This window comes from Nitrosococcus halophilus Nc 4, from assembly GCF_000024725.1.
Classification (GTDB): domain Bacteria; phylum Pseudomonadota; class Gammaproteobacteria; order Nitrosococcales; family Nitrosococcaceae; genus Nitrosococcus; species Nitrosococcus halophilus.
The window spans coordinates 372,583-387,259 of record NC_013960.1; the positions used below are offsets into that span (position 1 = coordinate 372,583).

The 14,677-nt window shown below is 52.3% G+C and carries 10 protein-coding genes; 9 read left to right on the forward strand and 1 reads right to left on the reverse strand.

The annotated features are described in order from the left end of the window. Positions 1 to 10: 10 nt before the first annotated feature. From iscB to NHAL_RS01880, 9 genes are all read left to right on the forward strand, one after another. Positions 11 to 1,387: an RNA-guided endonuclease IscB gene (gene iscB, locus NHAL_RS01840; RefSeq protein WP_013031466.1), complete on the forward strand. Its 1,377-nt coding sequence runs from the start codon at positions 11 to 13 to the stop codon at positions 1,385 to 1,387. Between the two features lie 63 nt (positions 1,388 to 1,450). Beyond that, on the forward strand, positions 1,451 to 2,407 hold the full coding sequence (locus NHAL_RS01845) for a glycosyltransferase family 2 protein (protein ID WP_013031467.1): 957 nt from the start codon (positions 1,451 to 1,453) through the stop codon (positions 2,405 to 2,407). Further along, positions 2,394 to 3,659, forward strand: coding sequence for a glycosyltransferase family 4 protein (locus NHAL_RS01850; protein ID WP_013031468.1), 1,266 nt, complete (start codon positions 2,394 to 2,396; stop codon positions 3,657 to 3,659). The genes NHAL_RS01845 and NHAL_RS01850 overlap by 14 nt, the downstream gene beginning before the upstream one ends. Then, positions 3,656 to 4,381 (forward strand): class I SAM-dependent methyltransferase, encoded by a 726-nt coding sequence (locus NHAL_RS01855; protein WP_013031469.1) that lies wholly within the window; start codon positions 3,656 to 3,658, stop codon positions 4,379 to 4,381. The genes NHAL_RS01850 and NHAL_RS01855 overlap by 4 nt, the downstream gene beginning before the upstream one ends. Positions 4,382 to 4,399: 18 nt before the next feature. Beyond that, positions 4,400 to 5,419: a glycosyltransferase family 4 protein gene (locus tag NHAL_RS01860; RefSeq protein WP_157862464.1), complete on the forward strand. Its 1,020-nt coding sequence runs from the start codon at positions 4,400 to 4,402 to the stop codon at positions 5,417 to 5,419. 13 nt (positions 5,420 to 5,432) lie between these two features. Continuing rightward, entirely contained in the window at positions 5,433 to 6,653 is a 1,221-nt protein-coding gene (locus NHAL_RS01865; protein ID WP_013031471.1) for a glycosyltransferase, read from the forward strand. Between the two features lie 249 nt (positions 6,654 to 6,902). After that, positions 6,903 to 11,933: an FkbM family methyltransferase gene (locus NHAL_RS01870; protein WP_049780566.1), complete on the forward strand. Its 5,031-nt coding sequence runs from the start codon at positions 6,903 to 6,905 to the stop codon at positions 11,931 to 11,933. Positions 11,934 to 12,033: 100 nt separating this feature from the next. Then, on the forward strand, positions 12,034 to 12,843 hold the full coding sequence (locus NHAL_RS01875) for a class I SAM-dependent methyltransferase (RefSeq protein WP_013031473.1): 810 nt from the start codon (positions 12,034 to 12,036) through the stop codon (positions 12,841 to 12,843). 209 nt (positions 12,844 to 13,052) lie between these two features. Continuing rightward, entirely contained in the window at positions 13,053 to 13,223 is a 171-nt protein-coding gene (locus tag NHAL_RS01880; protein ID WP_238985415.1) for a DUF4372 domain-containing protein, read from the forward strand. Here the strand turns inward: NHAL_RS01880 and NHAL_RS01885 are convergent. Next, positions 13,220 to 14,107 carry a hypothetical protein gene (locus NHAL_RS01885; RefSeq protein ID WP_013031474.1) on the reverse strand — a complete coding sequence of 296 codons (888 nt, stop codon included), beginning with the start codon at positions 14,105 to 14,107 and terminating at the stop codon, positions 13,220 to 13,222. The two genes, NHAL_RS01880 and NHAL_RS01885, sit on opposite strands and share 4 nt — an antisense overlap. Between the last annotated feature and the right edge of the window lie 570 nt (positions 14,108 to 14,677).

Consider the following 14,677-nt stretch of genomic DNA (forward strand, 5'->3'; position numbering starts at 1 on the left):
GGAGAAACCGATGGGCGTTTTCGTACTCGACAAAAACAGACAACCCTTGATGCCTTGCCAACCGGCTCGGGCACGCAAGCTGTTGCGCGAGGGCAAAGCCGCTGTGTTTCGCTGTTATCCATTCACCATTATTTTAAAGGAGCGAGCAGGTGGCACAACGCAACCCATTTCCTTGACGGTTGACCCCGGCTCAAAAACCACAGGCATCTCCCTGAATGCGCAATTTAACTCCGGCACTGTCTGTATCTTTGCGATGCAACTTGAGCATCGGGGCCGGCAAATTAAAGAATCTCTGGACTCTCGCCGAGGCGTTCGACGTTCACGCAGAAACCGCAATACCCGTTATCGCCAACCCCGTTTTCTCAACCGTAGCCGCCCTAAAGGCTGGCTACCCCCCTCCTTGCTTTCTCGGGTTGATAATACCGAGACCTGGGCAGAACGATTGGTACGATTGGCCCCGATCTGCTCAGCAAACGTTGAGATTGCGCGGTTTGATCTACAGTTGCTGGAAAACCCGGATATAACTGGTATTGAGTATCAACAGGGAACCCTGTACGGATTTGAATTGCGGGAATATCTGCTGGCCCGCCATCAACACACCTGTGCTTATTGCCATGGCTTATCTAAAGACTCTATCCTGGAGATCGAACATATCTTGCCAAAAAGCCTGGGCGGTACTGATCGAGTGGGCAATCTGGTGGTTGCCTGCCGCACCTGCAACCAGCACAAAAACAACCTTCACCCTCAAGCCTGGGCGGATGCCTGCAGGAAGCGTAAAAACAAATTAGAGCAGCAACGCAGCCTTGCCATGCGAGCAATTCTCAAAGGGCACCGTCCGACCCTGAAAGATGCCGCAGCGGTCAATGCCACCCGCTATGCCGTGGGACGTGTCATCAAGCAACTGATACCGGATATCCGCTTTTGCAGTGGCGGTCAAACCAAACGAAACCGCACCCTGCAAGGTTACCCCAAAGCACATTGGATTGATGCCGCCTGTGTAGGCGAGCAGGGCCAGCAGGTACGCCTGGAGTGCTCAGGGTATCTACAGGTTTCAGCCAAGGGACATGGAGCGCGGCAGCAGTGTCGTATGGACAAATATGGATTTCCGCGTACCAGTGCCAAAGCAGCTCGAACGGTGCAGGGTTTCCGAACCGGAGACATTGTAGAGGCCCGAGTACCAACAGGTAAAAAGGCAGGTCACTATATCGGTCGGGTGGCGGTACGCAGCAGTGGTTTTTTTAACATTACCAGCCAGAGGATCGTAACTCAGGGTATTAGCTATCAATATTGCCGCACCCTGCATCGATGCGATGGTTATGGTTATGGTTATGTCATTGACACTCAGATAGCGAGCACACAACAGGAGGATGCGGGAGAAGCCGCCTGACGGCGGGCGCTATCCCTCTCCACCCAAATCAAAGATTATGGGTGGAGTATCCCGCGCAATTTGATGAAACTCATCGTTCAAATTCCCTGTTACAACGAAGAACAAACCCTGCCGGAGACCATCGCCGACATCCCGAGGGAGATAGCGGGCGTGGATGTGGTGGAGATCCTGGTCATCGATGACGGCAGCAGCGACCGAACCGCGGCGGTGGCCGAGTCCCTAGGGGTAGACCATATCCTCCATAACAACCACAATATCGGCCTGGCCAGGACCTTCCGCCGGGGCATCGACGCCGCCTTGAAGGCCGGCGCCGACATCATCGTCAACACCGACGGGGACAACCAGTACGTGGGGCAGGATATTCCGAAACTGATCCAGCCTATCCTGGAGGGCCGCGCGGATATGGTGGTGGGCGATCGGGAGACCGCCAAAATCGACCACTTCTCCATCGGCAAGAAATTTCTGCAATGGCTAGGCAGCGCCGTGGTGCGTAGGCTTGCCGGCATTTATGTGCCGGACGCCGTCAGCGGGTTTCGGGCCTTCTCCCGGGAAACGGCCATCCGCCTCAATATCGTCACCTCCTTCAGCTACACCATTGAGAGCATCATCCAGGCCGGCAAGCGCCAGATGGTCGTCACCTCGGTACCGGTACGCACCAACCCCAAGAATCGGGAGTCCCGCCTGTTTCAGAGCATCCCCGCCTTTGTTCAGAACTCGATGTGGACCATGTTGCGGACGTACGCTATGTACCAACCGCTGCGGGCGTTTTTCTTCATCGGCACGGTCCTGTCGGTGCTGGGGGCGATTCCCATCGTTCGTTTTCTCTATTTCTATCTGATCGGGCAAAGTGAAGGACACATCCAGTCCTTGGTGCTCGGTGGCGTGTTCTTGATGATGGGGTTTCTGGCCTATTTGGTGGGACTGGTGGCCGAGCTGATTTCCATCAACCGGCAACTGTTGGAGATGACGCTGGAGCGGGTGCGGCGGATGGAACTCGAGCAAAAGCGTGGCGACGACTAATACTCCACGCCTGAGGCGTATCCTTTGCGTTACCTCGAACTTTCCGCGCTGGTCCGGCGACAGCACCACGCCCTTCGTTCTCCACTTGGCGCAAGATCTGCAAGCGCTCGGTTGGGAGGTGGATATTTTGGCGCCACACGCGCCTGGCTGCGCTGTGACCGAGACCATGGAGGGGGTGCGGGTCGAGCGCTTCCGATATCTATGGCCAGAAACCCAGCAGACGGTGTGCTACCAGGGGGGCGCCCTGATCAACTTACGCAAACACCGCGGCAACTTACTCAAACTGCCCCTGTTGGTGGCCGCCGAATGGGCTGCGCTCATGGGCCGTCTGTTCACCCGCCAATACAACCTGGTCCACTCCCACTGGATACTGCCCCAGGGCTTCACCGGCGTGCTGGCGGCGCGGTCCCGGCGCATCCCCCACGTGATCACCGTCCATGGCGGCGACGTATTCGCTCTGCGCAGTCCCCTGATGATGCGGTTCAAGCGCTTCAGCCTCCATCATGCCGATAGGATCACCGTCAACAGCTCGGTCACGGAGGCCGCGGTGCGCGAGCTTGATCCCGGCGGCACGCCGATCCAGCGTGTCCCCATGGGGGTTTCCAGCAATGTCGTTGCCCGCGACATCGCCCCTGTCGCCGAGATCCGCGCCCGCCATCGCCAGGGCGAAGGTCCACTGCTGGTCTTTGTCGGACGCGTGGTTGAAGAGAAAGGCGTACGAGATCTGATCGATGGGGTCGGTTTACTGCGCGCCGCTTTCCCGGAGGTGCGCGCCCTGGTGGTGGGCGAGGGCCAAGATCGCCCTGAGTTGGAGGCTTATGCCGCCTCATCGGGGCTTGGGGCCCACGTGCATTTCAGCGGTTGGGTGCAACCGGATGAGGTCAGGCACTATATGGCGGCGGCTGACGTGTTCGTCGGCCCTTCACGCCGCGCCGCCAATGGCTGGGTGGAGGCGCAAGGACTTACCTTGCTCGAGGCCATGGTGGCCGGCGTACCCGTGATCGGGACGCGGTTGGGCGGCGTGGTTGATTCGGTTGCAGACGGCGTCACCGGGCTGTTGGTGGACGAGGGCGCGCCGCAACAGATCGCCGCTGCGGTGAAGAGACTTGCCACGGACCCCCAGTTCGCTGCGCGCCTGGTCAAAACTGCGCGTGCCAATGTGCTGGGGCGATTCAGTCGCGAGGCGTCGGCCCAAGCCTTCTCGGAGCTGTTTATGGCTCTGTCGGGCCAGGGGGAAAAATACCCGACATGATTGATGCCAAACCCCAGTCCCATGCCGCGCTTGATTCCGACTCGCGTGTTCGCAAAGCGATGAAGATCGGGCGATTGCTTTCACAGGTCACCGACTTGCAGGGGGCTTGCGTGCTCGAAATCGGCGCCGGGGCAGGATACATCGCCTCTTTTTTGGCTTCACGGGTGGGTGCTGGTGGGGCTGTCTCGGCGGTGGATATCATCGATCAGCGCCAGGTGTGTGACGGGTTTGATTTTCGACTGGTGAGCGATACGGCGCTCCCTTTCGATGACGATAGCTTCGATATCTGCGTGTCCAACCATGTGCTGGAGCATGTTGGCGATCCCAAGGCGCAGGCGGCTCACTTGCGCGAGATTCAGCGGGTGCTGCGTCCGGCTGGCTGGTTGTACCTGGCCGTGCCAAATCGCTGGGCCTTAATCGAACCCCATTTCAAGTTGCCGCTGCTTAGCTGGCTGCCGCCCTCACTGCGGGATACCTATGTGCGTATCACCGGGCGTGGGCAACGATATGACTGCCATCCACCCACTCATGCCGAGCTGGAAGCACTGTTGCATGGGGCCGGGTACAGGACGCGGGAGGTGAGCTTCGAGGGCATCAAGGCGGTTGGCGACATCGAAACGGGTCCGGGGTTGAAGCGCTGGTTGTGCAAGCACCCAAGGTTTTGGGCGTTGCCGTTGCGGGTGCTCTTGCCTTCCCATCTCTACCTAGCTCGGTACCCATGAATGATTAATGGGAGGAAATTGAAGGTCTGGTTACCCTACACCCAAGGGGGCGGCGGTTCCGACGTGTTCACCCATATCCTCGCGAAAGGCTTGCGGAAGCGGGGTATCGATGCGGTGGAACAGCCCTTTGCCCACCACCTGCAATATGTCCCCTGGCTGTTGCGCAAGGCCGTCCCGCCTCCAGGCACCGATCTCACGCTGACCAATACCTGGAATGGATTGGCATTCAAGCGCCCAGGGATTAAGTTGGTCACCGTCGAGCACCTCTTCGTGCTCGATCCGGCACTGCGCCCCTACCGCAGCTTTGCCCAGGGGGTCTTCCACCAGAGCCTCGTTCGCTATTTTGAGCACTCGAGCCATCGGGCTTCGGAGGTCCAGGTGGCGGTCAGCCAGTACGCGGCGAATGCACATCACCGTATCTTGGGCAACCCAAAGCCGAGGGTCATCCTCAACGGTATCGATACCCATTTCTTTACGCCACCCAAGGAAAAAAACGCGCCCGCCGCGAGCAGACCTTTTCGCCTGTTATTTGTCGGCAATCTCACCCGGCGCAAGGGGGTTGACCTGCTTCCCCCCATCATGGACGCCCTAGGCGAAGGTTTTGAATTGGAGTACGCCGCAGGATTGCGCACGACCCGGACCCTGGCGGGGTTGAAGAACGCCCGTAACCTCGGATCTCTGGATCATGAGCAGGTCCGTCAGGCCTACCGGCGGGCCGATGTGCTGCTGTTCCCCACCCGCTTGGAGGGGTTCGGCTATGCGGCCGCCGAGGCCATGGCCTGTGGCACACCCGTGGTGGCAACCCGCGTGTCGTCACTTCCTGAGGTTGTCCAGGATGGGTTGACCGGGGTGCTCTGCCCGGTCGATGATGTCGGCGCCTTTGTTTCAGCCATCCGAACATTGGCGCGTGATAAACAACGTCGCATGGACATGGGACGGGCCGCAAGGGCTTGGACTGTTGAACATTTTGATTTGGATGGGATGATTGGGGAGTATGTCCGTCTTTGCGAATCTCTCGTCAGAGCAAATGCCACCTGAGCGGAAGTTCTGCATGCCGAATTATCGTAATATTCTTGTTGCTTCCTACTATTTTCCGCCCTTTGCCGGGATCAGCGGGATGCGGGCCACTAAATTCTGTAAGTATCTGCCGAAGAATGGGTGGCGGCCCACGGTGCTGACCGTAGATCCCCGTTATTATCGCGGTAAGGCGCTTTCTGAGTTGCCTCAAGAAGTCGAAAGGATGGAGGTGCGGCGCATCCGCTTTTTAAAATTTCCGGGCTCCACCTTGTTCGTCAAGCTGCTTTATCCCCTTTATGTCTGCTACCAAGCCTATCGCGAGCGTCGACGTTTCGATGTCGTCTACCTTTGCGGCAGCCCTTTCCATCCTTTCGTGTCGACGGCCTTCATTACCAGGGTTCTCGGTATTCCAAGCGTACTAGACTTCCGTGATTTCTGGAGCCTATACGACGGCTACGATAGTCATGTGTCGTCTCCCCGGGCCAGGTCTCTAAGTTTTCGAGTCGAGCGCCTAATCAAGCAATCCATCGAATGGGTGGGAATCCGATACGCCACCAAGGTCGTTTTTGCCAGTCGGGTGCTCAAAGAAGATTACGCCGCGACTTTTCCCGCTTATCAGCATAAGTTTCAAACCATAAACAACGGCTACGACCCGGAGGATTTTGCCGAGGTTGAGCCCAGGAAGGTGACCGCTCTTCCCAAAACGATCGTGCTCGCAGGCAAGTTCCTGGAATATACCCCCGTTGCCGCAACCCTGTTTCTCACTGTGCTTCGAGAGTTCCCGGAGGCGTGTTTTCTTTATGTAGGGGCGGAGCACCAGGAGGTGGCAGAGCTGGCGGCCCAGCTTAATATGTCCTCTCAAGTGACCAGTCTCGGCTTCATGCACTATAACCGTGTGCTCGATCTTATTGCCGGCGCCGACTACGGTCTGGTCACCAATGGTGTGATCTACGGCATGGGCACGAAGATATTTGACTACCTGGCGCTTGGTAAACCCTCCTTATGCCTCGTGCCGAAGGATTCCATCATCGCCCATGAGTTCGGCTCGAACCCCAGGGTAACGATCTGCGAGACGCCACACACCGAAGAACGAATCCGGGTATCATTACGTAGGCTTTTTGACAGTAAAGCATCCGCAGCCGATGCCGTGGTTGACGGGTACTCGCGCGCCGATCTGACGCGTAAGCTCGCCCAAGTCCTCCAAAGTGCCTTTGCCGATACCGATACTGAGACAGGCCAGTGTTTGTCGCGTTGATGTTAAGTATCTCGGCAAAAATTTTGAGAAGAATGCGGCCGGTTTCGCGCTGCTCAACCGCCCCTACAAGCCGGCAGATGGCGCGCCCCAGGAATGAGGGGACTGCCTTCTTTTGGATTGGGTGCGCCGTTGGGGGAACTGCAATAACAGAGTGTTGGTTGCGCACAAAGAAAGAATTTAAGTCTACGCAAGCGCCCTTCGAGAAAAATCTCCTGGATTTCTGCGGTGCTTTTATTGGGGGAATATGAGATGGCTTTAACTACGCTTGATAGGGAAACTCCAGACGCTAATACCGCGGTTGACTCGTCCGGTGTCGTGACGATCTCGGTCGGCGAAGATCGCTATCGGATTAGTTTGCCGAATGCCGAAACCGATTATATCCAGAAGAGGATCAGCACGGAAAAAAAACCTTACGAACTGCAAATGCTGGAGGATATGCGGCAGCGGTTGGAAAAGGGCGATTTGGTGTTGGATGTCGGAGCACACGTTGGAAACCATACCCTTTATCTTGCGGCAGTTGTGGGCTGCAAGGTGATTGCCTTTGAACCCAATCAGTCCTTAGCTGGGGCCTTGCTTTCAAGCATTGAGATAAATGGTTTAGTTGATAGCGTTTCGGTTCGGGTTGTCGGGCTCGGCAAGGCCAATACCCAGGGCCATTTCTTGAAGGAGATGCCCGACAATTTAGGGGGGCAAAGCATCGAACTTGGTTCAGGAAACATCCAGATCATCCCCCTTGACAGCGTGCCCGTTGAGATGCCCGTCAAGGCGCTTAAGATTGATGTTGAGGGGATGGAGTTGCTCGTTCTTCAGGGCGGTGAGACCTTACTTCGCAAGGATCGCCCCTTGCTCTATGTTGAGTGCCAAACCGAAAACAGTTTCCGAGCCGTTGCCAACTGGCTCGATACGCTCGACTACGGCTATTGGGATACGTTCAATGCGACGCCGACGCATTTGTTCTTGCCCAATGAAGCAGTGGATTTGCAACACAGGATTTCCCGTTTGCAGTTCAAGCAGGTGCTTGACACGTACCAGGCTGAACAGAAGTTGGTGGCGTTGCGAAAAAAGCTGGAGGATGCAAATCATAAGTATCGTGACGCCAACGAAAGAATGGCGTTAATAAAAGGAGAATTGAGAGCAAAAGCCAGCGAACTCGAATCGGTGAAGGGAATGCTTACCCAAGCCAATGAGAAGTATCGCGAGGTCACCGGTCAGCAAGTCCCCTTATTGAAGCAAAAGCTATCGCAGTTACAGTCTGAGTTGGACCAAGCAACCCAAGCCCTTCATCAAGAGCAGACTCAGCGCAAGGAGGAAGTAACCCATTACCGTGGAGAGTTGGCGGCGAAAGCCCGCGAGCTTGAAGCGGTGGAGGGAATGCTTACCCAAGCCAATGAAAAGTATCTCGAGGTCACTGGTCGGCAAGTCCCCTTATTGAAGCAAAAGCTATCGCAGTTACAGTCCGAGCTGGACCAAGCAACCCAAGCCCTTCATCAAGAGCAGACTCAGCGCAAGGAGGAAGTAACCCATTACCGTGGAGAGTTGGCGGCGAAAGCCAGTGAGCTTGAAGCGGTGAAGAGGAGGCTTACACAAGCTGATGAGAAGTACTGCGAAGCAGACGATCAAATCCCTTTGCTGAAACAAAAGCTGTCCGCCGCCACCGAGCTTAATCGCCAGCAGCAACGCGATTTCCTGAGACTGTCGCGGCAAGTCAACGATCTTCGTTTGCAGAAGGAAAAACTTGAGAGTCGTCTCACTGCGCTCAATAATACTGTGAGCTTTCAGCTTGGCTCGTCACTCGTCTCTGCTGTGAGATCATGGCAAGGCTTGGCTAGATTGCCTGTTTCCTTATGGCGTGTTGGCCGTCAAGGTATCAAGTTCTTGCGGGCGCAACGTCAAAGAAAAAGAAATAATCGACCTTCGGGCAGTGGCGGTTTGGCGACGCCAGCCAAAAAACTTGAAAAGCTACCCGTCAGATCGACACGCCAGCATGCCGTCGATCGGTTCGAGCCGTCCCGGACTATCCCCTCACTGACGGAAGTGCAGCAGCTTAATAAAGCCAAGCCGCTTAAAATCGCCAGCATCATGGACGATTTTACCTTCAACTCCTTTAATCCAGAATGCGAATTGCATCAACTTACCCCTGCCCACTGGCAGGCCGAGCTTGTTGCCTGTCAACCTGAACTCCTCTTCATCGAATCCGCTTGGCGCGGCAAGGACAAACTTTGGGGTAGCAAGGTCGGGCACAAGAGCGAGGAAGTACAAGGTATTGTCGCTTGGTGCCGTGAGCACCACATCCCCACCGTATTCTGGAACAAGGAAGATCCCGTCCATTTCGAGACCTTTTTGAATACCGCCAAGCTGTTCGATTTTGTCTTCACCACCGATATCGATTGCATTCATCGCTATAAGGCGGCGCTGGGCCATGAACGAGTCTATCTGCTGCCCTTTGCTTGCCAGCCGGCCATTCACAATCCCATTGAGACCTATGAGCGCAAGGACGCCTTCTGCTTTGCCGGCGCCTATTATGCCCGCTACCCTGAGCGGACGCGGGATCTGGAAAGTTTCATTGTCGAGTTGCCTGATTTCCGTCCGGTGGAAATCTACGACCGCAACTACGGTATGAACGACCCTCGCTACCAGTTCCCGGCCGCCTACCAGCCCTACATTGTCGGCACTCTGCCATTCGAGGAAATCGACAAGGCCTATAAGGGTTACCGCTATGCCATTAACTTGAACTCCATCAAACAGTCTCAAACGATGTTTGCAAGGCGGGTGTTCGAGTTGCTGGCCTGCAACACGCTCACGGTCAGCAACTTTTCCCGTGGCCTGCGTCTGCTGTTCAATGATCTGATCATTACCACCGACAGCGGTGGGGAGATGGTGCGCCGCCTGCATCAGCTTGCGGACGACAGGACCCATAGGGATCGCCTGTGCCTGGCCGAGCTGCGGAAAGTCATGTTGGAGCATACCTATGGCGAGCGGATGGCCTATGTGCTGAGTAAGGTCACGGGCCGGCGCATCACCGACCCCTTGCCCGGCGTTACCGTGATTGCTCCGGCAAACAGTCCGGACGATGTGGAACGCCTGCTCGCCCATTTCCAGCGCCAGCAGGGGGTAGAGTCCTCGTTAACGCTGGTTTTGGGGAGCACCCTAGAACGGGCGCGGGTGGAAACCATGCTCCCCGGAAGCGATGAGCGAATCCGGCTTCTCGATGAAGCGGCGCTTGAGGGCAAAACCCTGGCCGACCTGGCGCAAGGGGCAGACTGGATCACCGGCATGTTGCCCCAGGACTACTACGGCCCCCACTATTTGCTCGATATGGTGCTGGCTACCCGTTATAGCCAGGCGGCAGTCATTGGCAAGGCTGCATACCATGGGCTGCACGACGGCCAGATCACCCTGAATCAGGCGGAACAGGCCTACCGGCCAGCCAAAGTCCTCAAAGCCCGCAGCGCGGCCCTCTCAGTGGAAGCCGCCGGGCAAATCAAGGCGCAAGACTGGTTGGCCGGGCTGGAGCAATGGGAATATACCCTACCCAACCAACTCGCCATTGACGCCTTCAACTATTGCCAGGAGGGGGGAGCAGAGCAGCACGCCAGTACCGTTACCCGCACTGTCGATGATCTGCCTCTTAACACCGGCATCCCCATCCAGCAACTGTTAGCACGCGCCGAAGCTATTGCTCCCTTGGCCGATCAGGAGGCGGATGCCCCGGTATTGGAGGCCCAGCAACTGGCGGAGCATTTCGGCAAACAACATGTCCACGGCATCAAAACGGAATTAGACGAGCAGGGCTGGAAAATCACCTCCACCCTGGCCGATGGCAAGCATGAATATCTTTATGCCCCTATCGATTTTATCCCAAGTGAACTCAGCGCCGGCGCAAATAAAGACGAACTCCGTTTCTACCTGGAAATGGCCCCCGGCTTGAATCTGGGCCTGGTCATGCTGTTTCTGGATACTGAAAAGCAGCGCATCAGCTATGTGATCAATCCCCCCAATCGCAATCATGTGGTGGACATCCCCCAGGAAACCGCCTACATCCGTTTGGGACTGCGGGTGTACGCAGGCGGGACGGCTTACCTCAAACAACTCCTGTTGGGTCACCGCGACCTGGAACCTGCCGAATTGCTGGGTCGGTCCGATATCCTGCTACTGACCAACCACTACCCCCGCTATGATGATCTCTACCGCAACGGTTTTGTGCATAGTCGGGTGCGGGCCTATCAGGAGCACGGCGTTCCCGTAGATGTCTTCCGCCTGCGCAAAGGTGAAACGATCTCCTACCATGAGTTCCAGAATGTGGATGTCACGACCGGCTCCCAAGAAGCCCTGCACCGCCTGTTGGCAACAGGCCGTTATAAACAAGTGTTGGTTCATTTCCTCGACCACGACATGTGGGAAGTGCTTCAAGATTATGTGGAGCGGATCAAGATTATCGTTTGGGTGCATGGGGCGGAGATTCACCCTTGGTATCGCCGCAAGTTCAACCTGGAAACAGATGAACAGATGGAGCGTGCCAAACTTCAGAGCGAAAAGCGCATGGCCTTCTGGAAAGAGATCCTCAATCCCATGCCAGCCAACCTGCGGTTGGTATTTGTCTCCCGCCATTTTGCTGAGGAGGTCATGGAAGATTTAGGCTTCCGCCTACCAGAATCTCAGTATCAGATTATTCACAACCCTATCAATACCGAGTTGTTTACTTACCAAGAAAAAGACCCAGAACAGCGCAATAAAATTCTGTCTATACGCCCCTATGCCTCCAAACAGTATGCTAATGAACTAAGCGTTGCGGCCATTCTGACTTTGGCCAAGAAGCCCTTTTTTGACGAGCTAGAATTTCGGCTGATTGGTGATGGCAAGCTTTTCGAGGAAACCTTGGCGCCCTTACAGGACATGAAAAATGTGGTAGTCGAGCGATGTTTCCTGACACAGCTTGAAATTGCCCAACTTCATAAGGAATATGGCCTGTTTCTCTGCCCAACTCGTTGGGACAGCCAGGGTGTATCCCGAGATGAAGCCATGTCCTCTGGACTAGTGCCGGTTACTAATCGCATTGCCGCCATCCCGGAATTTGTCGATGACGACTGCGGCATCCTTGCCGCGCCAGAGATTGCTGAGGAAATAGCCGCAGGGATTGAAGCGCTGATCAACAACCCAGAACGATTTACCGCCATGTCGAGAAATTCGGCAGAACGGGTACGTGCGCAAACTGCGCAGGACAAGATCATCCATCAAGAGCTTGAACTGATTCGCAGTGATGTAGTACGGATATTAGAATAGGGATCTAATATTCTCAACTGAAGCAGTGTTGAGTGCGGAGTTATTTACATACTCGTATGAATATTAAACAAAATGTTTTCAATAGTGAGGCCTTAATCTGATGGATGAAAATATTCAGAATCAAAAGTACGCCCCTAGTGTGCAATATGATGGATTTAATTATGTATTGTCAGATGAATTTCAGAAAAACTCTAAAATTGAAACTGAAAATTGGGATAAGGAGTGGATGCGATACTTTTCCTTAGGAAAAGATTACTCATTTTATTATTATGACATGGATACTAATAATTATGCTTTATCCGTTTCTCCATCAAAAATATCGGAATTTTCTCCTGAGCAGACATATCACGCTAAATTTTTCAGAGAAATTAAGGGCCGTGTTTGGGCATATGGTTCAGATCTAGTAGATAGAGACATTCTTGAGATGGGTTGTGGACCTGGGATCTTTGGTAGAATTTCTGGGAGGTTTGCCAAGAGCTATACTGGAATTGATATTTCACTTTTTGCGTTGTATATTGCCCGTCTAACATCACCGAAAAAAAAATGTAATTACCACCATCTTTATGATCCATCGTCTATCAAACATTTGTCTAAAAGGTTTGATACTTCTTTTGGGAGGAACTTTTTTATTCATCATAATTATAATGACTCTCTATGGATTCTTCGGTTCCTCCGTGATTTAACAAAATCAGGTGGTGTGATAATCGCGGATTTTCATTGTGAACCTGCTTTGGTGGATGGCCATCGCCGGGTTATGGCAGCTGATTCCCTTCGGAAGAATTATCCTAGTGCGTTATTCAACTTTATGGATAATGATATTGATAAAATAAGTCAAGAAGCGCATCTTACGTTAGAGGCAATCGACTATGTCCCTGAAGAAGCCTGCCGCTTTGCTCGGTTAAGAGTATAGATTAAAGGTATCATATTATTAGCCTCCCACATATTTAGAGAGCAGCACAAATTATATGCTGAACAAATACCATAGAATTACTACGACTCAAGACTTACAAAATATCACTACTACCCCACTAAGGATTAACAAAAAAGGCCTGAAAACCGACTTGTTTTGATACAATGAATTCACGACAATTCATTGAAGAAAAAGAAGGAGTTCAGGTCTTGGCACATCATAATACCGTATTTTTTCAGTTACTCAAACTGATCCGGAGACATGAATTTGAGACTCTGGCAAATCAGCACCACGAGGGCTGGAAACTACGCAAGATGACCCGTTGGCCACAATTTGTTTCATTACTAACAGCATGGCTGTTAGGACGCACTACCCCCTAAAAGTAAAAATTTGACTCCTGAACATAGCCTGAAATATATTTTTTAAACAATATCTTATTGTCTTTGCTATAAATTTTTTTTATATTATCTCGTTCCTCAGGTAAAAAAAGGATCGGCTTTTCATGAGTTCTGGTTGAAAAGTTTTCTTGGAGAAATTTTCGTAAAATTTTTTGTTCTTTTCTGTTTAACCTAGGGTAAAAATTAACAGCCATATCTACAGCAATTCCTGAGAAACTCCGATTCTGACCTTCTGTATCATAATTCGATATATCGATATTTTTATCAGTCAATAAAGATATGAAATTTTGCAGATATTCTTTTGACCCATGCTGAATTGACTCATAGGGTATGCAATTAACATTTTCTCTTCCAAAATTAGAAGCAATAGCGTCTAAAACTTTTGTCCAAGAGAAACCGTTAAGATTTATCCGAGATAAATATTTATCAAATGAAACAATATTCCCGGTGTGAATTTTCTGCAAGTACCAGGACTCAATATAATCGACTTGATTACGAACATATATTATAACCTTGGTGTTCATTCCTTCTGCCACCCAACTCAAATAGCGGGAAATAGCACCAACATTATTAAAAAACATCGCCGTAAAAAAGTCTTCATTATGAAAAAGATACTTCGAATAGTTACCTGCATCCATAAAAGATAAAAAAGAATCTCTTCCTTTATTCCATTCAGAATTCTGAACTTCTTGATACGAGGATAGTTTACTTATTACATTAAAGAAATCACTGTTTATTATAACTTCCCTGTCATAGCTTTTTATATCACATTTAGCCTCTAGAAAATTTTCATTTTTCCGTAAAAATTTTCTAATCATTGAAGAAGCAGTTTTATGAGCTCCACAATAGAATACCACCTCACGCATAAATATGCTCCACGTTATTCACTGTAATTAATATCCTATTTAATGAAAAATGGGGTCAGGTATTGCATTACGAATCGCGAATGCTGTACTGGATCCTCCTGTATTTTCTGAGTGTCATTACTAACCACGCTCACGGCCTCCTGTCCTTGTTTTGAGTAGCAAAGTATCTTCGAGAAAATACTTAGAACATCCGACGAAGAAAGAGTAAAATTCATTGTGATGCTCTAATTTTTATAGGCTGGAGGTGATTTTTAGCTCAGCCTTGTTAAGCTCGTGTCGGATAGCTAACTGACTGATTTGAAAAGTGCTGGGGGAGGTCGTCAAATCTCGACTAAAGTACGTGGGAGGTTCCCGCTTGCGCGTTTCTATCGGTGTTGGGGTCTCCCGCATTATAATGGCCGATGTTCTGGGGCTGATCCGGTTTCGACAGCTATGGCATTTCTCGAATAAAATACGGCTGTATGTCATTGGCGCTATCCTAAATGGAAAAAACAAAATCTCTTAATAAAAGAATCAGTGAGATTTTACGGGTTTTGCCACCCCCTCGAGCGGCATGGTTAGCGGAACTTG